General features: G+C 55.7%; 21 protein-coding genes and 1 other annotated feature. Of the genes, 15 read left to right on the forward strand and 6 right to left on the reverse strand.

From position 1 onward, the window contains the following. The first annotated feature begins 32 nt into the window (after positions 1-32). A complete protein-coding gene (gene trpR, locus V2S86_RS17115; RefSeq protein WP_004949979.1) occupies positions 33-362 on the forward strand; it encodes a trp operon repressor in 330 nt (109 codons plus the stop codon). Positions 363-380: 18 nt separating this feature from the next. Here the strand turns inward: trpR and yjjX are convergent, their stop codons facing one another. Then, complete coding sequence (gene yjjX / locus V2S86_RS17120; protein ID WP_330763429.1) at positions 381-920, reverse strand: inosine/xanthosine triphosphatase; 540 nt, start codon at positions 918-920, stop codon at positions 381-383. Between the two features lie 111 nt (positions 921-1031). Between yjjX and gpmB the strand changes: the two genes are divergently transcribed. Continuing rightward, the gene (gene gpmB, locus V2S86_RS17125; RefSeq protein ID WP_330763430.1) at positions 1032-1679 is read left to right on the forward strand and encodes a 2,3-diphosphoglycerate-dependent phosphoglycerate mutase GpmB; all 648 of its coding nucleotides are present in this window, start codon (positions 1032-1034) and stop codon (positions 1677-1679) included. Here gpmB and robA read toward each other — a convergent pair. Continuing rightward, positions 1676-2545 carry an MDR efflux pump AcrAB transcriptional activator RobA gene (robA, locus tag V2S86_RS17130; protein WP_311994063.1) on the reverse strand — a complete coding sequence of 290 codons (870 nt, stop codon included), beginning with the start codon at positions 2543-2545 and terminating at the stop codon, positions 1676-1678. The two genes, gpmB and robA, sit on opposite strands and share 4 nt — an antisense overlap. Positions 2546-2888: 343 nt before the next feature. On the opposite strand from robA, the gene creA reads away from it, so the two are divergent. After that, a complete protein-coding gene (gene creA / locus V2S86_RS17135) occupies positions 2889-3368 on the forward strand; it encodes a protein CreA (protein ID WP_330763431.1) in 480 nt (159 codons plus the stop codon). Positions 3369-3417: 49 nt separating this feature from the next. On the opposite strand, the gene arcA is transcribed toward creA, so the two are convergent. Then, positions 3418-4134 (reverse strand): two-component system response regulator ArcA, encoded by a 717-nt coding sequence (arcA, locus tag V2S86_RS17140; RefSeq protein WP_004949989.1) that lies wholly within the window; start codon positions 4132-4134, stop codon positions 3418-3420. Between the two features lie 631 nt (positions 4135-4765). Between arcA and V2S86_RS17145 the strand changes: the two genes are divergently transcribed. The 5 genes from V2S86_RS17145 (at position 4766) to thrC (ending at position 10498) form a co-directional block, all read left to right on the forward strand. After that, positions 4766-5452, forward strand: coding sequence for a tRNA/rRNA methyltransferase (locus V2S86_RS17145; protein ID WP_330763432.1), 687 nt, complete (start codon positions 4766-4768; stop codon positions 5450-5452). A gap of 211 nt (positions 5453-5663) precedes the next feature. Next, positions 5664-5732, forward strand: a complete 69-nt coding sequence (thrL, locus tag V2S86_RS17150) for a thr operon leader peptide (protein ID WP_071919942.1) — start codon at positions 5664-5666, stop codon at positions 5730-5732. Then, positions 5671-5789, forward strand: a sequence feature (Thr leader region). It overlaps the preceding gene by 62 nt. Positions 5790-5814: 25 nt before the next feature. Continuing rightward, entirely contained in the window at positions 5815-8274 is a 2460-nt protein-coding gene (gene thrA, locus V2S86_RS17155) for a bifunctional aspartate kinase/homoserine dehydrogenase I (RefSeq protein WP_330763433.1), read from the forward strand. Between the two features lies 1 nt (position 8275). Beyond that, a complete protein-coding gene (gene thrB, locus V2S86_RS17160; protein ID WP_006320063.1) occupies positions 8276-9205 on the forward strand; it encodes a homoserine kinase in 930 nt (309 codons plus the stop codon). Positions 9206-9208: 3 nt separating this feature from the next. Next, positions 9209-10498 carry a threonine synthase gene (gene thrC / locus V2S86_RS17165; protein ID WP_311994060.1) on the forward strand — a complete coding sequence of 430 codons (1290 nt, stop codon included), beginning with the start codon at positions 9209-9211 and terminating at the stop codon, positions 10496-10498. 57 nt (positions 10499-10555) lie between these two features. On the opposite strand, the gene yaaA is transcribed toward thrC, so the two are convergent. Beyond that, on the reverse strand, positions 10556-11329 hold the full coding sequence (yaaA, locus tag V2S86_RS17170) for a peroxide stress protein YaaA (protein WP_330763434.1): 774 nt from the start codon (positions 11327-11329) through the stop codon (positions 10556-10558). Positions 11330-11422: 93 nt separating this feature from the next. Next, the gene (locus V2S86_RS17175; RefSeq protein ID WP_330763435.1) at positions 11423-12847 is read right to left on the reverse strand and encodes an alanine/glycine:cation symporter family protein; all 1425 of its coding nucleotides are present in this window, start codon (positions 12845-12847) and stop codon (positions 11423-11425) included. Positions 12848-13228: 381 nt separating this feature from the next. Here V2S86_RS17175 and tal point away from each other — a divergent pair, with 381 nt between their 5' ends. The 3 genes from tal to V2S86_RS17190 all read left to right on the forward strand — a co-directional run bounded on the left by tal (position 13229) and on the right by V2S86_RS17190 (position 16341). Next, on the forward strand, positions 13229-14182 hold the full coding sequence (gene tal / locus V2S86_RS17180; RefSeq protein WP_126480147.1) for a transaldolase: 954 nt from the start codon (positions 13229-13231) through the stop codon (positions 14180-14182). A gap of 139 nt (positions 14183-14321) precedes the next feature. Further along, positions 14322-14909: a molybdopterin adenylyltransferase gene (gene mog / locus V2S86_RS17185; RefSeq protein ID WP_311994058.1), complete on the forward strand. Its 588-nt coding sequence runs from the start codon at positions 14322-14324 to the stop codon at positions 14907-14909. A 124-nt stretch (positions 14910-15033) separates the two neighbouring features. Further along, entirely contained in the window at positions 15034-16341 is a 1308-nt protein-coding gene (locus V2S86_RS17190) for an MFS transporter (RefSeq protein ID WP_330763436.1), read from the forward strand. Positions 16342-16387: 46 nt separating this feature from the next. Here V2S86_RS17190 and satP read toward each other — a convergent pair whose 3' ends face one another. Next, the gene (satP, locus tag V2S86_RS17195) at positions 16388-16987 is read right to left on the reverse strand and encodes an acetate uptake transporter (protein ID WP_330763437.1); all 600 of its coding nucleotides are present in this window, start codon (positions 16985-16987) and stop codon (positions 16388-16390) included. A gap of 324 nt (positions 16988-17311) precedes the next feature. Here satP and dnaK point away from each other — a divergent pair, with 324 nt between their 5' ends. From dnaK to nhaR, 4 genes are all read left to right on the forward strand, one after another. Then, a complete protein-coding gene (dnaK, locus tag V2S86_RS17200) occupies positions 17312-19225 on the forward strand; it encodes a molecular chaperone DnaK (RefSeq protein ID WP_311994055.1) in 1914 nt (637 codons plus the stop codon). A gap of 106 nt (positions 19226-19331) precedes the next feature. Further along, positions 19332-20459, forward strand: coding sequence for a molecular chaperone DnaJ (gene dnaJ / locus V2S86_RS17205; protein WP_330763438.1), 1128 nt, complete (start codon positions 19332-19334; stop codon positions 20457-20459). A 242-nt stretch (positions 20460-20701) separates the two neighbouring features. Further along, a complete protein-coding gene (gene nhaA / locus V2S86_RS17210) occupies positions 20702-21868 on the forward strand; it encodes a Na+/H+ antiporter NhaA (RefSeq protein WP_330763439.1) in 1167 nt (388 codons plus the stop codon). A gap of 194 nt (positions 21869-22062) precedes the next feature. After that, positions 22063-22962, forward strand: coding sequence for a transcriptional activator NhaR (nhaR, locus tag V2S86_RS17215; RefSeq protein WP_004950031.1), 900 nt, complete (start codon positions 22063-22065; stop codon positions 22960-22962). Positions 22963-23023: the final 61 nt, after the last annotated feature.

The raw sequence follows: 23023 nt of genomic DNA on the forward strand, positions 1-23023 counted from the left end.
GCTGTACTAGTTAAATAGTATGGTGGCTTGCCATGACGCAATTATCGCTTAACGATCCGGCTCTTTCAGAACAAGGTAATGAGGATTGGCTGCGCTTTGTCGCGCTGCTGCAAAATTCGTTCGCTCAGGAGTTGCATCAACCGCTGATGCAACTGTTGCTGACACCGGATGAGCGTACGGCGTTAGGCACGCGGGTACGGATTATTCAGGAGCTGATGCGCGGTGAGATGAGCCAGCGCGAGCTGAAGAATGAACTGGGTGCGGGGATTGCCACCATCACTCGCGGTTCGAACAGCCTGAAAGCGGCGACGCCGGCGCTGAAACAGTGGCTGGAGCAACAGTTACTGGGCGATGCGCAATAGCGCAACGCCCGGTATAGATTATTTATTCGGCGTGCCGTTGTGGCTTTGGTAGACAGGATTGTGAAAAGGGACCAATGCCAGCAGCAGAGCCTGATGATAAACGCTGGTGCGGCTCAATCGCCCATCGGTAAAGATGCCGATAGCGCCACCCTGGCGCTTCACGTCGCTATTGCCGGTAATGGCAGCCATCTCCGCGCCCAGTTCGCGGCCGGCGCGAATTCCCTGTAAAATTGCCTCCGGCAGCATCAGGCTGGCTGAGCGCGATTCGCCACGAGTATGCGGGCTTTCCACCGTCATCCAGGCGAAGGTCATATTCTCTTCTATGCCTGCTTCCACGCCGACCCAAAAGTCGGCCTCAGGGCGAACCTGACGGGCTTCCATTACGCGCTGGCGTGCGCCGGTACGGGTTTCGTGATTGCCTATCGGTTGCAGCGAGACACCGCTGGCGACGTCGACAGATTCAATGCGACATTGGTCCGCGCCAAAGGCGTCATCAAAGGCCAGTTGAATAGCCTTGATCTTTGCCGGGTTGGTAGTTGCAGCGACAACATGATACATAACGGGTTTGGCATCCTTAAGCTAAGAGCCTATTCACCACACCAGAAGCTTGTGCAAGCTGCTTCTGACGAAGATAAACTCAGGTTTCACGCAGTATAACGGAAAAGCAAAATGTTACAGGTATACCTCGTTCGCCACGGCGAAACGGAATGGAATGCGGCTCGCCGTATCCAGGGCCAGTCCGACAGCCCGTTAACCGCCAAAGGTGAACATCAGGCGCATCTGGTTGCCCGGCGTGTCAGTAAAGAGGGCATCACGCACGTTATTACCAGCGATCTGGGGCGTACCCGCCGCACCGCGCAAATCATCGCAGAAGCTTGCGGCTGCGAAGTGATTAGCGATCCGCGTTTGCGCGAATTGCATATGGGGGTGCTGGAAGAACGTCTGATCGAAAGCCTGACGCCGCAGGAAGAACAGTGGCGCAAGCAGATGGTCGACGGTACTGCCGACGGCCGTATCCCTCAAGGCGAATCCATGAACGAGTTGGCTGAACGCATGCGCGCCTCGCTGGAAAGTTGCCTGATGCTGCCTGAAGGCAGTAAGCCGCTGATTGTCAGCCACGGTATTGCGCTGGGCTGCCTGATCAGCACCGTGCTTGGGCTGCCGGCCTATGCCGAGCGCCGCCTGCGTTTGCGTAACTGTTCGTTGTCGCGCGTTGATCATCAACAGAGCCCGTGGTTGGCTTCCGGTTGGATCGTGGAAACGGCGGGCGATGTCACGCACCTGGACATGCCCGCGCTGGACGAACTGCAACGTTAACGGCGGATCGGGATCAGGTAGTCGCAGTTGATCTCGGTCGGCGGTTGGGGTGGCCGACGGTCACCCTTGGGATAAAAGCGCTCGATGTCGTGCCCTTTGCGGCGCGTCAGTTTGAGCGCCGGCAGGCAGGTGCCATACAGCGTCAGGATAAAGTCCTGCAGGCCAGAGGCCGGCCCTTCATAGCTGAACATCGCGTACTCGCCGCCCTGCAACACCAGCGGCTGGCCTTCCTGTACCTTATCCGGCACGTGGTGCGGTTCCAGCGCCGTGGTGTACAGCACTTCCTGCTCGTCGTCCTTTTCCTGGCTCGGGCGGGAGTGGTGCAGCCCGTAGAGCACCGGTGGCAGCGTCTCGGCTTCGCCCAGATATTGGCGCCAGAACTGTGAGCGCAACTCGGTACGGAAATTGGAGATTTGCTCCAGCGTGCAGGAATAGCTCTGTGTCAGGCCAATCAGGTGCTGTTCCGCCAGCGTGACGAATTCCGGCTGCGGCAGGGTGAAGGCCCCCAGGCGGATTGGCGGGCAGATGCCGAACGCGTTCCAGTCTTCGGCACGGCGATACAATGCCGGCGTTTGCGCAAACTGTTTTTTAAACGCGCGGGTGAAAGTCTGCTGCGAGTCGAAGCGATACTGCAAGGCGATATCCAAAATCGGTCGGCTGGTTAAACGCAGCGCCACCGCAGCTTTAGACAGTCGTCTTGCCCGGATATAAGCGCCGATGGCGTTACCGGTAATATCTTTGAACATCCGTTGCAGATGCCATTTAGAGTAGCCTGCTTTTGCCGCCACGTTATCCAGCGACAAAGGTTGGTCCAAATGGCTTTCCAGCCAGCTAAGCAGATCACGAATGATACCGGCTTGATCCATAGATCTTCCTCGTAGAGCTTTAGGGTGGGAACCCGAACTGTTTATTCATTACGCAGGTGCTTGCGCTATCAGACCAATCCATGAGCCATTTTGCGTAGCACTCTTTGCTTCTTGCAGCTCGCTGCGCAAGAGTTGGACAGGGACACACCTTAAACGGGCGCAAAGAAATAACGACGCCGCATAATAGCAATTTTTTTCCTCCGAGACTCTCAAAGATTTTTTTCACGCTCTGTGCTAAAAAGATCGGTGCGGACCAGAAAAATCCCGATTCTGTGACCTAAAACATAAACAATATTGATTGCTGAGCCTGTTTTTTCAGGCCGTGGCTGTTGGAGTTAAGTGAATGAAAAAAGGATGGATATTTTTGTTTGGTTTAGTTTGCGCAACGGTAAATGGCGCGCAGGCCGAACAGGTGGGATCGGTCGATACGGTATTTAAACTCTTTGGTCCGGACCACAAAATTGTGGTGGAAGCGTTCGACGATCCGGATGTTAAAAATGTAACTTGTTATATCAGCCGGGCAAAAACCGGCGGTATCAAAGGCGGCCTGGGATTAGCGGAAGATACCGCGGATGCGGCTATTTCCTGCCAACAGGTGGGGCCGATTACCCTGACCGATAAAATTAAAAACGGCAAGGCGGAAGGGACGGTGGTGTTCCAGAAAAGGACGTCGCTGGTATTCAAAAAGCTGCAGGTGGTGCGTTTCTACGATGCTACCCGCAATGCGCTGATTTATCTGAGTTATTCAGACCGTGTGGTGGATGGTTCACCGAAGAATGCGTTGAGTGCGGTGCCAATCATCCCTTGGGGTGAGGCGAAATAACATCGGGGGTTCAATTGAACCCCCGATGTTTTTGGAGCGGGAGGAATGATTACTCTTCCAGATCGCCGCAGAAACGGTAGCCTTCACCGTGAATGGTGGCGATGATTTCCGGCGTATCCGGGGTCGATTCGAAGTGCTTGCGGATACGGCGAATGGTCACGTCTACGGTACGGTCATGCGGTTTCAGCTCACGGCCGGTCATTTTCTTCAGCAGCTCGCCACGGGATTGGATCTTGCCCGGGTTTTCGCAGAAGTGCAGCATGGCGCGGAATTCGCTGCGCGGCAGCTTGTACTGCTCGCCTGCCGGGCTGATCAGTGAGCGGCTATTGATATCCAGCTCCCAACCGTTGAATTTATAGCTTTCTACCAGTCGACGTTCTTCGCCGACGCTGCCCAGGTTCATGGTACGAGACAGCAGATTACGTGCGCGAATGGTCAATTCACGAGGATTAAACGGCTTGGTGATGTAGTCATCAGCGCCGATTTCCAATCCGAGGATTTTATCCACTTCATTATCGCGGCCGGTCAGGAACATCAGCGCAACGCTGGCCTGTTCGCGCAGTTCACGCGCCAGCAGCAGGCCGTTTTTGCCTGGCAGATTGATGTCCATGATAACCAGATTGATATCATTTTCAGACAGGATGTTGTGCATCTCTGCACCATCATTGGCTTCATGAACAACGTAGCCTTCCGCCTCGAAAATGCTCTTCAGGGTGTTACGAGTGACTAACTCGTCTTCGACAATCAGAATGTGCGGGGTCTGCATATTTGCTACCTAAAATTGCCAACAAAATAGAAAATAGGAAGTACAGAAGTCTTTGTTTTCTTAGACGAGGGCAGAGATAGCGCTCACGTTCCCTCTTACCAAATGACTAAAGTACGTAAACTCGTTCTTGATGCACTTTCCATCTAATGTCAACAAGATCGCTAGCTTGGTGGAGCGGCTATTCCCTACGCCCCAAAGGTGCCAAAACGGCGGTTATCCTAACCCTATTAACAGCAATATAACAGTGCGTGCCGAATTCATCACCCAACAAAACTACGCTTTGTTGACATATATCAAATTCAATTGTAGCACGTTAACAGTTTTGTGAAAAACACTTACAGAACTGCCAGCTTAAGTCACAGAAGCATAAATTCTGTCTACGATTCAGCATTGTTACGCTTAATGGGTTACAATTATGAGCTTATTGGTGAGGGCGTTATTTTAACATATTGATTAATAAGAACAGTAAAACATAAGTAGTAATAATATCTATTACAGCCAATTTATCTGTTCAATAACCCATTTACACATTTCTGTAGCAATTGCCGGGATTTTTGTTGCGCAATTGTAAATATAATCAGACTATCCCGAACAGTCAAAAACTCGCGATTCCTCTTTCTGTGGAGTATTGATGCAGCTTCATATTGTTTTAGTGGCTCCGGCACGGCCGGAAAACGTCGGCGCAGCGGCGCGGGCGATGAAAACCATGGGATTCACCTCGTTGCGCATCGTCGACAGCGAAGCGCACCTGCAACCGGCAGCGCGCTGGGTCGCTCATGGGGCGGGGGATATCCTCGACGGCGTGCAAACTTATCCCACCCTGGCACAGGCGTTAGCGGACGTGGATTTCACCGTAGCCACCACCGCCCGCAGCCGCGCGCGTTTCCATTATTACTGTACACCGCAGCAGCTGTTGGGGCAGTTGGGCGAGCGCAGCCAGTGGGTAAACCAGGCGGCGCTGGTGTTTGGCCGCGAAGATTCCGGCCTGACCAATGAAGAGCTGGAACTGGCCGATCTGCTGACCGGCGTACCTATGCAGGCGGACTACCCTTCGCTGAATCTCGGTCAGGCGGTAATGGTGTATTGCTACCAGTTGTCGGAACTGATGAGCGTCAGCGCGCCTCAGGAGACGATGGCCAATGAGGGGCAATTGCGAGCGTTACGTCGGCGCGCCGAAGGATTATTGGGGGCGCTGGGGGTCGGTGATGACCAAAAATTGCGCGATTGGCTGCATCAGCGGCTGGGTGCGCTGCCACAACGGGATACGGCGATGTTGCATACTTTGCTGCATGACATCGAAAAAAAGCTCACAAAGTGATACCCGCAAGTGCTGGCCCTTAAGCAGTATGATTCACTGCAAAAGTGCCTTCAGGTTGTTTTTTTGTTCTGTCATTTTGTTTTTCTGCTATCGCATTACTCAGCCGCCAGGCGGGGCGGCCAATGAGCAAAAACAAGAAATAATTTGACTTGGGAAAGCGATTGCTTTAACCAATAGAGGGGACAGAGTATTTAATGAGACAGACAGAAAAATGCGAAACATCAGCCTGATTATCACAATTATTACCACCACCGAAACCACAGGTAACGGGGCGGGCTGACGCGTACAGGAAACAAAAGAAAAAAGCCCGCACCTAAACAGTGCGGGCTTTTTTTTCGGCTTAAATTCGGGAGAGATCAGAAATGCGAGTGCTGAAATTTGGCGGAACCTCGGTAGCGAATGCAGAACGTTTTCTGCGCGTTGCCGATATCATGGAAAGTAACGCACGTCAGGGACAGGTGGCCACGGTATTGTCCGCACCTGCAAAGATCACCAATCACTTGGTGGCGATGATTGAAAAAACGGTGGCCGGGCAAGACATTCTGCCAAATATGAGCGATGCGGAGCGTATCTTCGCAGATCTGCTGAGCGGCCTGGCGCAGGCTCTGCCAGGTTTTGAATACGATCGCCTGAAGACCCTGGTCGATCAGGAGTTCGCCCAACTGAAGCAGGTGCTGCACGGCGTAGCGTTGCTGGGGCAGTGCCCGGACAGTGTGAACGCGGCGATTATCTGCCGTGGCGAGAAGCTCTCCATCGCCATCATGGAAGGCGTATTCCGTGCCAAAGGTTTCCCGGTGACGGTGATCAATCCGGTAGAGAAACTGCTGGCCCAAGGGCATTATCTGGAGTCGACTGTAGATATCACCGAATCCACGTTGCGCATCGCCGCAGCGGCTATCCCGGCGGATCATATCGTGCTGATGGCCGGTTTCACCGCCGGTAATGACAAGGGTGAGCTGGTGGTGCTGGGCCGTAACGGTTCCGACTACTCTGCCGCGGTGCTGGCCGCTTGTCTGCGCGCCGACTGTTGCGAGATCTGGACCGACGTCGATGGCGTTTATACCTGCGACCCGCGCACCGTGCCGGACGCCAGGTTGCTGAAATCGATGTCGTACCAGGAGGCGATGGAGCTTTCCTATTTTGGCGCCAGCGTGCTTCACCCCCGTACTATCGCCCCGATTGCCCAGTTCCAAATCCCTTGCCTGATCAAAAACACGTCCAATCCGCAGGCTCCCGGCACGCTGATCGGCGGTGAAAATGTGGATAGCGATACCCCGGTAAAGGGCATCACCAATCTGAACAACATGGCGATGATCAACGTTTCCGGACCGGGGATGAAGGGTATGGTCGGCATGGCCGCACGGGTGTTCGCCGTGATGTCGCGCACCGGTATTTCGGTGGTGCTGATTACCCAATCCTCTTCCGAGTACAGCATCAGCTTCTGCGTGCCGCAGAGCGAATTGCAGCGTGCGCGCCGTGCGCTGGAAGACGAATTCTACCTTGAGCTGAAAGACGGCTTGCTTGAGCCGCTGGACGTGATGGAAAAGCTGGCGATTATCTCGGTCGTGGGCGACGGCATGCGCACCCTGCGTGGCATCTCGGCTCGCTTCTTCTCCGCGCTGGCGCGCGCCAATATCAACATCGTCGCCATCGCCCAGGGTTCGTCGGAGCGTTCCATCTCGGTGGTCGTCAGCAACGATTCCGCCACCACCGGCGTTCGCGTCTGCCACCAGATGCTGTTCAATACCGATCAGGTGATTGAAGTGTTTGTCATCGGCGTCGGCGGCGTCGGCGGCGCGTTGATCGAGCAGATTTATCGCCAGCAGCCATGGCTGAAGCAAAAGCATATCGATCTGCGTATATGCGGTATCGCCAATTCCCGAGCCATGTTGACCAATGTGCACGGCATTGCTCTGGACAGCTGGAACGAGGAACTGGCCGAGGCTAAAGAGCCGTTCAATCTTGGCCGCCTGATCCGTCTGGTGAAGGAGTACCACCTGCTGAACCCGGTGATCGTCGACTGCACCTCCAGCCAGGCGGTTGCCGACCAGTATGCGGATTTCCTGGCCGATGGTTTCCACGTGGTGACGCCGAACAAGAAGGCCAACACGTCGTCGATGAACTACTATCAACAGCTGCGTACCGCCGCTGCCGGGTCGCGCCGCAAGTTCCTGTACGACACCAACGTCGGCGCGGGTTTGCCGGTGATTGAGAACCTGCAGAATCTGCTGAACGCCGGCGATGAGCTGACGCGTTTCTCCGGTATCCTGTCCGGTTCGCTGTCGTTTATTTTCGGCAAGCTGGACGAAGGCATGTCGTTGTCGGCGGCGACCCTGGAGGCCAGGGCCAAAGGGTACACCGAGCCGGACCCGCGTGACGATCTTTCCGGTATGGACGTGGCCCGCAAGCTATTGATCCTGGCCCGTGAGGCGGGTTACAAGCTGGAGCTGGAGGATATTGAGGTCGAGTCGGTGCTGCCGCCGTCCTTTGACGCTTCCGGTGATGTGGAAACCTTCCTGGCACGCCTGCCGGAGCTGGATAAAGAATACGCCCGCAACGTGGCTAACGCCGCCGAGCAGGGTAAGGTGTTGCGCTATGTCGGCGTGATCGAAGATGGCCGCTGTCAGGTTCGCATTGATGCGGTAGACGGCAACGATCCGTTGTATAAAGTGAAGAACGGTGAGAACGCCCTGGCTTTCTACAGCCGTTATTATCAACCATTACCTTTGGTGCTGCGCGGCTACGGTGCCGGTAATGATGTGACTGCGGCGGGGGTATTTGCCGACCTGTTGCGCACACTGTCATGGAAGTTGGGAGTTTAATATGGTTAAGGTGTATGCACCGGCCTCAATTGGCAACGTCAGCGTCGGTTTCGACGTTCTGGGTGCGGCGGTGTCGCCAATCGACGGCACCTTGTTGGGCGACTGCGTCAGCGTGGAAGCCGCCGAAACGTTCAGCCTGCAAAACGCCGGCCGCTTTGTCAGCAAGTTGCCCGACGATCCGAAAGAAAATATCGTCTATCAATGCTGGGAGCGTTTTTGCCAGGAGATAGGCCGGCAGATCCCGGTGGCGATGCGGCTTGAGAAAAACATGCCGATCGGTTCAGGGCTGGGTTCCAGCGCCTGTTCGGTGGTCGCCGGGTTGATGGCGATGAATGAATTCTGCAATCGTCCGCTGGACAAAATGACGTTGCTGAGCCTGATGGGCGAGCTGGAAGGCCGCATCTCCGGCAGCGTGCATTACGACAACGTGGCGCCATGCTACCTGGGCGGCCTGCAACTGATGCTGGAAGAAGAGGGATTCATCAGCCAGGAAGTGCCCTGCTTTAAAGACTGGTTGTGGGTGATGGCCTATCCGGGCATCAAGGTATCCACCGCCGAAGCGCGCGCTATCCTGCCCGCGCAGTACCGCCGTCAGGACTGCATCAGCCATGGTCGCTATCTGGCGGGCTTTATCCATGCCTGCCACACTCAGCAGCCGCGTCTGGCAGCCAAACTGATGCAGGACGTGATTGCCGAGCCGTACCGCACCCGCCTGCTGCCGGGCTTTGCCGACGCGCGCAAGGCCGCGCAGGACATCGGTGCGCTGGCTTGCGGTATCTCTGGCTCCGGCCCGACGCTGTTTGCCGTCTGTGACGACGGCGCCACCGCACAACGCATGGCCGACTGGCTGACCAATCATTATCTGCAAAACGACGAAGGTTTTGTTCATATTTGCCGTCTGGATACCGCAGGCGCACGACTACTGGGATAACGCATGAAACTGTACAACCTTAAGGATCACAACGAGCAGGTCAGCTTCGCACAGGCGATCAAACAGGGCCTGGGCAAACAGCAAGGGCTGTTTTTCCCGCTGGAGCTGCCGGAGTTCGAACTGACCGAAATCGATCACCTGCTGGAGCAGGACTTTGTCACCCGCAGCACCCGTATCCTGTCGGCGTTTATCGGCGATGAAGTGTCGGAAGAGGCGCTGCATAAGCGCGTGGCGGCGGCGTTTGAATTCCCTGCGCCAGTTGCGCAAGTAGAAGACGACATTGCCTGTCTGGAGTTGTTCCACGGCCCGACGCTGGCGTTCAAAGACTTCGGCGGCCGCTTTATGGCGCAGATGCTGGCGGAAGTGGCGGGCGATCAGCCGGTGACTATCCTGACGGCGACCTCAGGCGATACCGGCGCCGCCGTGGCGCACGCTTTCTATGGCTTGAAGAACGTACGCGTGGTCATTTTGTATCCGCAGGGCAAAATCAGCCCGCTGCAGGAAAAACTGTTCTGTACCTTGGGCGGCAATATCCACACCGTGGCGATCGACGGTGACTTCGATGCTTGCCAGGCACTGGTGAAACAGGCCTTTGACGATCAGGAGTTGAAAGAGGCGCTGCACCTGAACTCGGCAAACTCCATCAATATCAGCCGCCTGCTGGCGCAGATTTGCTACTACTTCGAAGCGGTGGCGCAATTGCCGCAGGAAGCGCGCAATCAACTGGTGATCTCGGTGCCAAGCGGTAACTTCGGCGATCTGACCGCCGGCCTGCTGGCCAAGTCGCTGGGCCTGCCGGTGAAGCGTTTTATCGCTGCCACCAATGCCAACGACACCGTGCCGCGCTTCCTGACCAACGGTCAGTGGCAGCCGCACGCTACGGTCGCTACGCTGTCGAATGCGATGGACGTAAGCCAACCGAACAACTGGCCGCGCGTGGAGGAGCTGTTCCGCCGTAAAATCTGGCAGTTGAAAGAGTTGGGCCGTGCGGCGGTGAGCGATGAAACCACCAAAGACACCATGCGGGAACTGGCGCAATTGGGGTATCTCTCAGAACCGCATGCTGCGATTGCTTACCGCGCTTTGCGCGATCAGTTGCAAGAAGGGGAGTTTGGTTTATTCCTCGGCACTGCGCATCCGGCGAAGTTCAAGGAGAGCGTGGAAGAGATCCTCGGCCAGGAGCTGCCGTTGCCGAAGGCGCTGGCGCTGCGTGCCGATTTGCCGCTGCTGTCCCACAGCTTGCCGGCCGGTTTCGCCGAGCTGCGTAAATTCCTGATGGCTCTGCCTGCCTGAAATCGCTCAGCCTAAAAACGAAAGCCGTCATTGCGACGGCTTTTTTTGCGTTCTTTTTTACTGTTCGGGGCGTTTGAACACCAGTTCGTTGCCCTGGGAACCTGCTTCGTCGAAGACATAGCCTTCCAGATTAAAATCAACCAATTGCTCGCGCTGTGTCAGGCGGTTTTTGATGATAAAGCGGCTCATCAATCCACGCGCTTTTTTGGCGTAAAAACTGATCACCTTATATTTGCCGTTTTTCTCGTCGAGGAAGACCGGTTTGATCAGCGTGCCGTGCAGTTTGGCCGGTTTCACCGATTTGAAGTACTCGTCTGAAGCCAGATTGACCACCACGTCGTCACCCTGTTGCTCCAGCGCTTCGTTCAACTTTTTGGTGATTTGCTCGCCCCAGAAACCGTACAAATCCTTGCCTTTCGGATTCTCCAGCCTGATGCCCATCTCAAGCCGGTAAGGCATCATCAGATCGAGCGGGCGCAGCACGCCATATAAGCCGGACAGCATCCGCAGGTGCCGCTGAGCGAAATCAAAGTCCTCTTCGCTGAAGTCCTGCGCCTGCAGGCCGGTATACACATCGCCTTTAAAAGCCAACAACGCCTGGCGGGCGGTCTCTGGGGTAAATTTAGGTTGCCAGTCGCTGAAGCGAGCGGCATTCAGCCCGGCCAGTTTATCGCTGATGCCCATCAGGCTGGATATTTGTGCCGGCGTCAGTTCGCGGCAGATTTTGATCAGTTGCTTCGACTTGTCCAGCAATTCGGGCTGCGTGAAACGTTCTGTCGCCAGCGGGCTTTCGTAATCAAGGGTTTTTGCAGGTGAAATAATAACGAGCATGGCCAAATCCTGTTTATCCAAGAATGGGTACTGTAGCAAAAAGCGCGAGAAAAAGGGGCAATGGGTCTGATAGGCGAAACGCACCCGCAAAAGTTAACCTTTATCCCATATGCCAGGTTCAAGTTGGGATTTCAGCTCGGGAAAACGGTTGGCGTTGAAAGTGGGCAATTGCCCCAACTTGTGTTGACGGTGGTAGTCGTTGGCCAGTTTCAACGCCACGCGCGACAGCAGCAGGATCGCCGTCAGGTTGGTGATCGCCATCAGCGCCATCGACGTGTCGGCCATTTTCCACACCACCGGCAGCTCGGCCAGTGCGCCAAACATCACCATACCCAGCGCCGCGCAGCGGAAAATCGTCAACCCTGCCGGGTGGTTGTGCTCAAGGAACACCAGATTGCTCTCGGCGTAAGCATAGTTGGCAATGATCGAGGTGAAAGCGAAAAAGAAAATGGCGACGGCGACAAACGGCGCGCCCCAACTGCCGACGGCGGCGGAGAGGGCCCGCTGGGTCATATCGATGCCGCTGATGCTGGCTACCGGCTGATCCAACACGCCTGAGGAGAGAATGATCGCGGCCGTGGCGCTGCAAATAACGATGGTATCGATGAATACCCCGAGCATTTGCACGTACCCCTGCGAGGCGGGATGCGGCGGGTAAGGTGACGCGGAGGCCGCCGCATTGGGCGCGGAGCCCATGCCGGCCTCATTGGAGAACAGACCGCGCTGAACGCCTTGGGTCATTGCCTGCGAAATGCCATAGCCGACGGCGCCGGCCGCCGCTTCCTGCAGCCCGAAGGCGCTCTTGATCACCAGCATGAGGATTGCCGACATCTGTTCAATGTTGTGGCCAATCACCCAGAAAGCCAGCAGCAGGTAGGCACCGGCCATCAGCGGCACCACCCGTTCGGCCACGCGCGCGACGGAACGGATGCCACCGAAGATCACGATGCCGCTCAGCAACACCAGACCGATCCCCACATAAAGCGGCTTCGCGTTGAAAGCGACGGCGGAGGCTTGGGCGATGGAATTGGCCTGGACAGCATTGAACACCAGACCGAAGGCGATGATCAGGAAAAGGGAGAACAGCACGCCCATCCAGCGCATGCCCAGACCCTTTTCCATATAGTAGGCCGGGCCACCGCGGTAATTACCTTGATCGTCTTTGGTTTTGTAGAGCTGGGCGAGACTGCTTTCGACGAATGAGGTCGCCATGCCGATAAACGCCACCACCCACATCCAGAAGATCGCGCCTGGGCCGCCGGCGGTGAGGGCTATCGCCACCCCGGTCAGGTTACCGGTACCGACGCGCGCCGCCAGGGTGGTACACAGCGCCTGAAAAGAAGAGATGCCTGCGCTGTCGCTCTTGTTGCCGTGCTTCAGTACCGAAAACATGTGGCTGAAATGGCGAACCTGAATAAAGCGGGTACGCAGGGTGAAATAAATGCCCGTACCCAGCAGCAAATAAATCAGTACCGACCCCCATAAAACGGTGTTTATAAAATCTATCAGGTCCGTCACGGATCCCTCCTTGTTGAAATTTGTTGCGTACCGCACAGCATCCACTGCGGGTGAAACTACCTTGAGCGAGTTTTTACAAGAGCTTAGCTGAGCGTCGTCGGGTTCAGATGAATTGAGATTTTTCTCATCTCTTCGGCTCTATCGCCTGATTTGGCGCGAATTTAACATAATTCATTTCATCGATAGCACGTTATTGCCTTTTCATTAGTTCGGAAATGACGAAAGATATCTGCGTAAACGGTTGCTCGCCCAAGGAAAAAACCAACGCCGTCTGGCCGCGATTTTCCAGCCTTGCACCGGGCCTTGCGCATGTTATTATCAAGGCAGGGCATGGTTGAACGATGCCAAAAGTTCATGCACAAACGATGAGATAATGCCAACATGACCGATAAATTAACTTCCCTGCGCCAGCTCACTACTGTGGTTGCGGACACGGGCGATATCGCGGCAATGAAGCTGTATCAACCGCAAGACGCCACAACCAATCCTTCGCTGATCCTCAATGCAGCTCAAATTCCTGAATACCGTAAACTGATTGACGAAGCCGTTGCCTGGGCGCGCGAGCAGAGCAGCGATCGCGAGCAGCAGATCGCCGATGCCGCCGACAAGCTGGCCGTCAACATTGGTCTGGAAATCCTTAAACTGGTTCCGGGCCGTATCTCCACGGAAGTGGACGCACGCCTGTCCTACGACACCGTAGCCAGCGTTGCCAAGGCCAAGCGCCTGATCAAACTGTACAACGATGCCGGCATCAGCAACGATCGCATCCTGATCAAACTGGCTTCTACCTGGCAGGGCATCCGCGCAGCGGAACAGCTGGAAAAAGAAGGCATCAACTGTAACCTGACCCTGCTGTTCTCCTTCGCTCAGGCGCGCGCCTGCGCTGAGGCCGGCGTGTTCCTGATTTCTCCGTTCGTTGGCCGTATCCTCGACTGGTACAAAGCCAATGGCGACAAGAAAGAGTTCGCGCCAAACGAAGATCCGGGTGTGGTTTCCGTTACCGAGATCTACCAGTATTACAAAGAACACGGTTACAAAACCGTGGTGATGGGCGCCAGCTTCCGTAACGTGGGTGAAATCATCGAACTGGCCGGTTGTGACCGTTTGACCATCGCCCCTGCGCTGCTGAAAGAACTGGCAGAGAGCGAAGGCGCACTGGAGCGTAAACTGGCTTACACCGGCGAAGTAAAAGCGCGCCCTGCTGCGCTGACCGAACCTGAGTTCTACTGGCAGCACAACCAGGATCCAATGGCCGTTGAGAAACTGACCGACGGCATCCGCAAGTTTGCCGTAGACCAGGGCAAGCTGGAAAAAATGATCGCCGATCTGCTGTAATTACCGCAATCAGCGCGAAAAAGGTGGCTCAGGCCGCCTTTTTTTATGCTCGCCGCGCCCGGCGGTGGGCCAGACACTTTATACTCTCAGGATTAATAACAGGATGGGAAGTGAACCCATCAGGCTGTAGAGGTTAAGCATGGACATATTACGTATTGGTTTGGTTTCTGTTTCCGACCGCGCTTCCGGCGGCGTTTACCAGGATAAAGGCATTCCGGCATTGGAGGAGTGGCTGACCGCCGCGCTCGTCTCGCCCTTTAAAGTGGAAACCCGCCTGATCCCCGATGAGCAGACGCTTATCGAACAAACCCTGTGTGAGCTGGTGGACGAGATGGGTTGCCATCTGGTGCTGACCACCGGCGGTACCGGACCGGCGCGACGCGACGTGACGCCTGATGCCACCCTGGCGATAGCCGATCGCGTGATGCCCGGCTTCGGCGAGCAAATGCGGCAAATCAGCCTACACTATGTGCCAACGGCAATTCTTTCACGCCAGGTGGGGGCGATCCGCAAACAGGCGCTGATCATCAACCTGCCCGGGCAGCCGAAGTCGATCAAGGAAACGCTGGAAGGGGTGAGGGATGAGCAGGGCAAGACGGTGGTGCACGGCATTTTCGCCAGCGTGCCTTATTGCATCCAACTGCTCGAAGGGCCTTATGTGGAAACGCAGGAGGCGGTGGTAGCAGCATTTCGCCCGAAGAACGCGCGCCGCGAGATAAACCTCTAAATTTCAGCAATCTGTGAGATTAGCTTCAGTCCGTCTGGTGTGAAAATAATTTGCCGCTATAGTAAGAATTCGTTTACAGAAAGCCTGCGGCTTTTACTTCTACAGCCTTTTCCGACGGTACCCTATGCCTCACGATAATAATCGCCGGTTAAACCGGCAAGACTACAAAACTCTGACGTTGGCTGCCCTCGGCGGTGCGCTGGAGTTTTATGACTTCATCATTTTCGTTTTCTTTGCCGCGGTGATGGGCGAGCTGTTTTTCCCGGCGGACATGCCGGAATGGCTGCGACAGGTGCAGACCTTCGGTATCTTCGCCGCCGGTTATCTGGCCCGGCCGCTGGGCGGCATCGTGATGGCGCATTTCGGCGATCGGGTTGGCCGCAAAAAAATGTTCAGCCTGAGTATTCTGCTGATGGCGTTACCGACCCTGGCGATGGGCCTGTTGCCCACCTACGCCAATATCGGCATTGCCGCGCCGCTGCTGCTGTTGCTGATGCGTGTGTTGCAAGGGGCGGCGATTGGCGGTGAAGTGCCGGGCGCCTGGGTATTCGTCGCCGAGCATGTGCCGCGCCGTCGTATCGGTTTCGCCTGCGGCACGCTGACCGCCGGCCTGACCGTCGGCATCCTGCTGGGATCGCTGATCGCGACGGTGCTCAACACCACATTAAGCCAACAAACCATTCTCGGCGGCGGCTGGCGCATCCCGTTCCTGCTCGGTGGCATCTTCGGGCTGGTGGCGATGTATTTGCGCCGCTGGCTGCAGGAAACGCCCATCTTCGTCGAGATGCAGGCGCGCAAAGCGCTGGCCAAGGAGCTGCCGCTAAAATCCGTGGTGCTTAATCATCGCAAGGAAGTGGCGGTCTCTATGTTGCTCACCTGGCTACTCTCCGCCGGTATCGTGGTGGTCATTCTGATGACGCCCACCTATCTGCAAAAGCAGTTTGGCATTGCCCCGGCGCTGTCGCTGCAGGCCAACAGCATTGCCACCGTCATGCTGATTGCCGGATGCATTGCCGCCGGGCTGTCGGCGGATCGCTTTGGCGCCAGTAAAACCTTTATCGTCGGCAGTTTATTGCTGGCCGGCTGCAGTTGGCTGTTCTATCGGACGGTGGGGGTGCACCCGGAAATGCTGTTTGCCTGTTACGCTCTGGTGGGTTTCAGCGTTGGGGTCGTAGGGGCCGTGCCTTACGTGATGGTGCGGGCTTTTCCGGCGGAAGTGCGGTTTACCGGGATTTCGTTCTCATATAATGTTGCATACGCTGTTTTTGGTGGTTTAACCCCAATATTTGTCACGTTGATCATGAAGTTAACCCCATTAGCGCCTGCTTACTACGTACTGGCGTTGTCCGGCATCGGGCTGCTGCTGGGCATTTACCTGCATCGCGATTTAAACAGTGAAACCAAGGCGCAGCGCGCCGGTTCCTACAGCTAACAAAAAACCCTGCGACGCAGGGTTTTTTGTTTCAGGACAAAGGCAATTACGCCGTTGCCAGAGCGGGCTCCGCACGTTTGGCCGTCACTTCGCCAATCGGCAGCACCGTACGGCCAAACTGCTCGTTGAGCACTTCCGCCATCGCCAGGTAAATGGCGCTGGCGCCGCAGATCACCCCTTCATAACCGGCAAAGGTCAGCAGCGCGTGGTTGCCGGTGACGTTGCCAATCGCCAGCAGGGCGAACAGCAGCGTCAGGCTGGCAAAGATGAACTGCAGCACGCGGTTGGCGCACAGCGTGCCGAAGAACATGAACAGGGTGAAAACGCCCCACAGCGCCAGATAGATGCCCAATACGGTAGCGTCGGTCGGTTCGGCCAGACCCAGGCGTGGCAGCAGCAGAATGCCGACCAGGCTCAGCCAGAAGCTGCCGTAGGCGATAAAGGCAGTCATGCCGAAGGTGTTGCCCTTCTTGTACTCCAGCAGGCCGGCCATAATCTGGGCCAGGCCACCGAAGAAAATCCCCATGCTGATGATGACGGAAGTCAGTGGGAAAAAGCCCGCGTTGTGCAGGTTCAGCAAGACGGTGGTCATCCCGAAGCCCATCAGGCCGAGAGGGCCGGGATTTGCCAACTTGTTGGTGTGCATATGTCCTCTGCGATAACAGAAAGTTAACGGAAATAGCTAAGTAAATTCATAAATGGTCTGAATGGCCGAAAAACCCGTAACTTCCATCAGAGCGCGCGGCATCATAATGATCCCCTGAACAGGAAACAATGATCTGAGTGACGATAAAAAAGAAATTTTTTTCACCTTGCCCCTTGATGCTGAGTCGGATGGCCCCATCTTATTTGCAACCGCAGTTGCTGACCGCGGGAAAGACTGAGATAGCGGGCAGTTGAAAAGCAAAAAATCGCCCGCATATAGGTTAGCAACCTGACCGATTATGAATTTATTAGTGGAGACGTTTAGATGGGCAAAATTATTGGTATCGACCTGGGGACTACCAACTCCTGCGTAGCAATTATGGATGGTGGTAAGGCGCGCGTGCTGGAAAATGCCGAGGGCGACCGCACAACTCCTTCTATCATCGCCTACACCCAAGACGGTGAGATTCTGGTTGGTCAGCCGGCTAAGCGTCAGGCTGTGACTAACCCACAAAATACCCTGTTTGCGATCAAGCGCCTGATTGGCCGTCGTTTCCAGGACGAAGAAGCACAGCGTGATAAAGACATCATGCCGTACCAAATTGTGGCCGCGGATAACGGTGACGCCTGGATCGAAGTGAAAGGCCAGAAAATCGCACCTCCGCAGATTTCTGCTGAAGTGCTGAAGAAAATGAAGAAAACGGCGGAAGATTACCTGGGCGAACCGGTAACTGAAGCGGTTATCACCGTACCTGCCTACTTCAACGACGCACAGCGTCAGGCGACCAAAGACGCCGGCCGTATCGCAGGTCTGGAAGTAAAACGCATCATCAACGAACCGACCGCTGCAGCCCTGGCTTACGGCCTGGACAAAGAAGTCGGCAACCGCACCATCGCGGTTTATGACCTGGGCGGCGGTACTTTCGATATTTCCATTATCGAAATCGACGACGTTGACGGCGAAAAAACCTTCGAAGTTCTGGCAACCAATGGTGATACCCACCTGGGTGGCGAAGACTTCGACAGTCGTCTGATCAACTACCTGGTTGAAGAATTCAAGAAAGAACAGGGTATGGATCTGCGTAAGGATCCGCTGGCAATGCAGCGTCTGAAAGAAGCTGCAGAGAAAGCGAAGATTGAGCTGTCTTCCGCTCAGCAGACCGACGTCAACCTGCCGTACATCACGGCAGACGCGAGCGGCCCGAAACACATGAACATCAAAGTGACCCGCGCCAAACTCGAGTCGCTGGTCGAAGATCTGGTTGCGCGTTCCATCGAGCCGCTGAAAGTGGCGTTGAAAGACGCAGGCCTGTCGGTTTCCGACATTCAGGACGTGATCCTGGTGGGCGGCCAGACCCGTATGCCAATGGTTCAGAAGAAAGTCGCTGATTTCTTCGGTAAAGAACCGCGTAAAGACGTTAACCCGGACGAAGCCGTTGCGGTAGGTGCTGCGGTTCAGGGCGGCGTGTTGGCCGGTGATGTGAAGGACGTTCTGCTGCTGGACGTTACCCCGCTGTCGCTGGGTATCGAAACCATGGGTAGCGTGATGACTCCGCTGATCACCAAAAACACCACCATCCCGACCAAGCACAGCCAGGTGTTCTCTACCGCTGAAGACAACCAGTCTGCGGTAACCATCCATGTGCTGCAGGGTGAGCGTAAACGCGCTAACGATAACAAGTCGCTGGGCCAGTTCAACCTGGACGGCATCCAGGCTGCTCCACGCGGTATGGCGCAGATCGAAGTGACCTTCGATATCGACGCCGACGGTATTTTGCACGTGTCCGCCAAAGACAAGAATACCGGCCGTGAGCAGAAAATCACCATCAAGGCTTCTTCTGGTCTGAACGAAGAAGAAATCCAGAAAATGGTGCGCGATGCCGAACTGAACGCCGAAGCTGACCGTAAGTTCGAAGAACTGGTGCAAACCCGTAACCAGGCCGATCACCTGATCCACGGCACTCGTAAGCAGTTGGAAGAAGCTGGCGACAAACTGCCGGCAGAAGACAAAACGGCTATCGAAGCGGCGCTGAAAGATCTGGAAGTGGCGGTTAAAGGCGAAGACAAAGCCGATATCGAAGCCAAGACCCAGGCGTTGGTGCAGGTTTCCGGCAAGCTGCTGGAAATGGCTCAGGCGCAGCAGGCTCAGCAAGGCGCTGATGCCGGTGCTGACAACGCGGCGCAGAAAGACGACGACGTGGTTGACGCTGAGTTCGAAGAAGTCAAAGACAAGAAATAATCGCCCTTAAGCGGGCACGGAACGGCCGCCAGGCCGTTACCGGAAACCAGCACGGGCGTCGAGGCAACTCTACGCCCGTGCACGCATGTTAAGGGTAAGAGAAATAATGGCGAAGAAAGACTATTACGAGATTCTCGGCGTCTCCAAGACGGCGGAAGAGCGTGAGATAAAAAAGGCGTACAAGCGCCTGGCGATGAAATACCATCCTGACCGCAACCAGGAAAAAGACGCCGAAACCCAATTTAAAGAGGTCAAGGAAGCCTACGAGGTCCTGACTGACGAGCAAAAGCGTGCGGCCTACGATCAATACGGCCATGCCGCCTTTGAACAGGGTGGCATGGGCGGCGGTGGGTTTGGCGGCGGCGGTGCCGACTTCAGCGATATCTTTGGCGACGTATTCGGCGACATCTTCGGTGGTGGCCGCCGTCAGCGCGCCAGCCGCGGCTCCGATCTGCGCTACAACATGGAGCTTTCCCTCGAGGAAGCGGTTCGTGGCGTTACCAAAGAGATCCGTATCCCGACGCTGGAAGAGTGTGGCGTTTGCCACGGCAGCGGCGCGAAACCCGGCAGTTCGCCAGTCACCTGTCCGACCTGTCATGGCCAGGGTCAGGTGCAAATGCGCCAGGGCTTCTTTACCGTGCAGCAGGCCTGTCCGCACTGCCATGGCCGCGGTCAGATCATCAAAGACCCTTGCAACAGCTGCCACGGCCACGGCCGGGTAGAGAAAGCCAAAACGCTGTCGGTGAAAATCCCGGCCGGCGTAGATACCGGCGACCGCATCCGCCTGGCGGGTGAGGGCGAAGCGGGTGAACATGGTGCACCGGCGGGGGACTTGTACGTTCAGGTTCAGGTGAAAACGCACCCGATCTTCGAGCGTGAAGGCAATAACCTGTACTGTGAAGTGCCGATTAACTTCGCGATGGCGGCATTGGGCGGCGAGATTGAAGTACCGACGCTGGATGGCCGCGTGAAGCTGAAAGTACCGGCAGAAACCCAGACCGGCAAACTGTTCCGCATGCGCGGCAAGGGTGTCAAATCTGTGCGTGGCGGCAGCCAGGGTGACCTGCTGTGCCGCGTGGTGGTGGAAACCCCGGTTAACCTGAACGACAAGCAGAAGCAGTTGCTGAAAGAACTGGAAGAGAGCCTCGGTGGCCCATCCGGCGACAAAAACAGCCCGCGTTCGAAGAGCTTCTTCGACGGCGTGAAAAAGTTTTTTGACGATTTGACGCGTTAATTTCCTGTTTTCATTAGCCTGTTGTATGAAACCCCGGTATCGAATCCGGGGTTTTTTATTGCCTCGGTCCTTTCTCCGACGCCTAATTTAAATGTGATTCGTATCTTTAATTGCTCGGTTTTTACGAGTTTTATAGCATTTATAAACGTGTTTTTTCGAGCTGAAACGGCGTCTATACTCATCCCATTACTTTGTTCGCAGGGCGTTTTTTTCTGCCCCGCAGTGCTGTGGAGAGACGTATTGTGACCAACATTATTCGTCAGTTTTTACGTCAGGAAGCCGCGGGCGGCATTATCCTGATTGTGGCCGCGATTATCGCGTTGATCATGGCCAATACCCCGGCTCAGGGGATTTATCACGCTTTTCTCAATTTACCTGTCATGGTGAAAATCTCCTCGCTGGAGATTGGCAAACCCTTGCTGCTGTGGATTAACGATGGCCTGATGGCGATCTTTTTCCTGGTGGTCGGGCTGGAAGTTAAACGTGAGTTGATGGAAGGCTCATTGGCCGGGCGTGACAAGGCGGTATTTCCGGCGATCGCCGCGTTGGGCGGTATGCTGGCGCCGGCGCTGATTTATTTGCTGTTCAACGGCGCGGATGAGGTCACCCGTCAGGGCTGGGCTATCCCGGCGGCTACCGACATTGCGTTTGCCCTTGGGGTCATGGCGCTGCTGGGGAACCGGGTACCCACCAGCCTGAAGGTGTTCCTGTTGGCGTTGGCGATTATCGACGACCTGGGCGTGATCGTGATTATCGCGCTGTTCTATACCCATGAAGTGTCGATGGCGGCGCTGGGCGTGGCGGCGGCTTCCATTGCCGTCCTGGCGTTGATGAACTGGCGCGGCGTGGGGAAAACCTCGCTCTATATGCTTGTCGGCCTGGTGCTGTGGGTGGCGATCCTGAAGTCCGGGGTGCATGCCACGTTGGCTGGGGTGATCGTCGGCTTTATGATACCGCTGCATGTGAAGAAGGGGCCGTCGCCGTCAGAGACACTGGAGCATGGGCTGCACCCTTGGGTGGCGTTCCTGATACTGCCGCTGTTTGCTTTTGCCAACGCCGGCGTTTCATTGCAAGGCGTCTCGCTGAGCGGGCTGACCTCGCTGTTGCCAATGGGGATTGCAGCGGGTCTGTTTATCGGTAAACCCTTGGGCATCTTCACTTTTAGCCTGCTGGCGGTGAAGCTGGGTATCGCCCGTCTGCCTGAAGGTATTGGTTTCAAACAGGTGTTTGCCGTTTCCGTGCTCTGTGGTATTGGTTTCACCATGTCGATCTTCATCGCTTCGCTGGCCTTTGGCGATGCCGATGTTGCATTAAGCACCTACTCGCGGCTGGGTATCTTGATTGGTTCCACCACCGCGGCGGCAGTGGGATACGGTCTGTTGCGCCTGTCGTTACCGCGAGTCAGATAACTCCTTTAGGGGATCCCCTGTTGACGGAGACACACTACAATAGCTGGTCGGAGCTGTTCAGTATAAAATATGTTCAGCTTCGACCATTCTGTTTGGGACGAATGCAGCAACAGGTTGTCTGAAACACAGCAAGGACATTAATCGCTCATCACGGCAGACCCTTTGCCGATGCGAAACGTTAAGGAGAGCACCTCGTGAGGATGTCGCATATCAACTTTAATCACCTTTACTACTTCTGGCAGGTCTGCAAAGAAGGTTCGGTGGTCGGCGCCGCCGAAGCGTTGTTTCTGACGCCGCAGACCATTACCGGCCAGATCAAAGCGCTGGAAGAACGTTTGGACGGCAAGCTGTTCAAGCGTCAGGGGCGTGGGCTGGTGCCTTCAGAGCTGGGGCAACTGGTTTTCCGTTACGCCGACAAGATGTTTATGCTCAGCCAGGAAATGCTGGATATCGTCAATTATCGCAAAGAATCTAACCTGCTGTTCGACGTGGGTGTAGCGGATGCGCTTTCCAAACGCCTGGTGAGTCAGGTGCTGGAAACGGCGGTGGTGGTGGATAACGAGCAAATTCACCTGCGTTGCTTTGAATCAACGCATGAGATGCTGTTGGAACAGCTCAGCCAGCACAAGCTGGATATGATCCTGTCAGACTGCCCGGTGGACTCCAGCCAGCAGGAAGGATTATTTTCGCTCAAGCTGGGGGAGTGCGGCATTAGCTTCTTTTGCCGCCAGCCGGCACCGGATCTGCCGTTTCCCGCCTGTCTGGAGCAGCGCAAGCTGCTGATACCCGGCCGTCGTTCGATGCTGGGGCGTAAACTGCTCAACTGGTTTAACACCCAGGGCATTCAGGTGGAGATTCTGGGCGAGTTTGATGATGCCGCACTGATGAAGACATTTGGCATGTACCACAACGCGATCTTCGTTGCGCCGACTCTGTATGCGCAGGACACTTATAACGATGATGACGTGGTGGAGATTGGGCGTATTGATAGCGTACAGGAAGAGTACTACATCATCTTTGCCGAGCGAATGATCCAGCATCCGGCGGTGCAAAGGGTGTGTAACAAGGATTTCTCGGCGCTGTTTGCTTACTAGACCGGGTATTGCAGACGTAAAAAAACCGGCCTGAGCCGGTTTTTTTTATCAAGCAGACAAC

Source organism: Serratia sp. C2(1) (genome assembly GCF_036352655.1).
Lineage (GTDB): Bacteria > Pseudomonadota > Gammaproteobacteria > Enterobacterales > Enterobacteriaceae > Serratia > Serratia inhibens.

What these genes read in the sequence shown, in the direction of transcription:
- robA (WP_311994063.1), bottom strand. Translation starts at nt 2,545, where the DNA reads ATGGATCAAGCCGGTATCATTCGTGATCTGCTTAGCTGGCTGGAAAGC.
- yaaA (WP_330763434.1), bottom strand. Translation starts at nt 11,329, where the DNA reads ATGCTCGTTATTATTTCACCTGCAAAAACCCTTGATTACGAAAGCCCG.
- tal (WP_126480147.1), top strand. Translation starts at nt 13,229, where the DNA reads ATGACCGATAAATTAACTTCCCTGCGCCAGCTCACTACTGTGGTTGCG.
- dnaJ (WP_330763438.1), top strand. Translation starts at nt 19,332, where the DNA reads ATGGCGAAGAAAGACTATTACGAGATTCTCGGCGTCTCCAAGACGGCG.
- gpmB (WP_330763430.1), top strand. Translation starts at nt 1,032, where the DNA reads ATGTTACAGGTATACCTCGTTCGCCACGGCGAAACGGAATGGAATGCG.
- creA (WP_330763431.1), top strand. Translation starts at nt 2,889, where the DNA reads ATGAAAAAAGGATGGATATTTTTGTTTGGTTTAGTTTGCGCAACGGTA.
- arcA (WP_004949989.1), bottom strand. Translation starts at nt 4,134, where the DNA reads ATGCAGACCCCGCACATTCTGATTGTCGAAGACGAGTTAGTCACTCGT.
- thrC (WP_311994060.1), top strand. Translation starts at nt 9,209, where the DNA reads ATGAAACTGTACAACCTTAAGGATCACAACGAGCAGGTCAGCTTCGCA.
- yjjX (WP_330763429.1), bottom strand. Translation starts at nt 920, where the DNA reads ATGTATCATGTTGTCGCTGCAACTACCAACCCGGCAAAGATCAAGGCT.
- trpR (WP_004949979.1), top strand. Translation starts at nt 33, where the DNA reads ATGACGCAATTATCGCTTAACGATCCGGCTCTTTCAGAACAAGGTAAT.
- V2S86_RS17190 (WP_330763436.1), top strand. Translation starts at nt 15,034, where the DNA reads ATGCCTCACGATAATAATCGCCGGTTAAACCGGCAAGACTACAAAACT.
- dnaK (WP_311994055.1), top strand. Translation starts at nt 17,312, where the DNA reads ATGGGCAAAATTATTGGTATCGACCTGGGGACTACCAACTCCTGCGTA.
- thrB (WP_006320063.1), top strand. Translation starts at nt 8,276, where the DNA reads ATGGTTAAGGTGTATGCACCGGCCTCAATTGGCAACGTCAGCGTCGGT.
- V2S86_RS17145 (WP_330763432.1), top strand. Translation starts at nt 4,766, where the DNA reads ATGCAGCTTCATATTGTTTTAGTGGCTCCGGCACGGCCGGAAAACGTC.
- satP (WP_330763437.1), bottom strand. Translation starts at nt 16,987, where the DNA reads ATGCACACCAACAAGTTGGCAAATCCCGGCCCTCTCGGCCTGATGGGC.
- thrA (WP_330763433.1), top strand. Translation starts at nt 5,815, where the DNA reads ATGCGAGTGCTGAAATTTGGCGGAACCTCGGTAGCGAATGCAGAACGT.
- mog (WP_311994058.1), top strand. Translation starts at nt 14,322, where the DNA reads ATGGACATATTACGTATTGGTTTGGTTTCTGTTTCCGACCGCGCTTCC.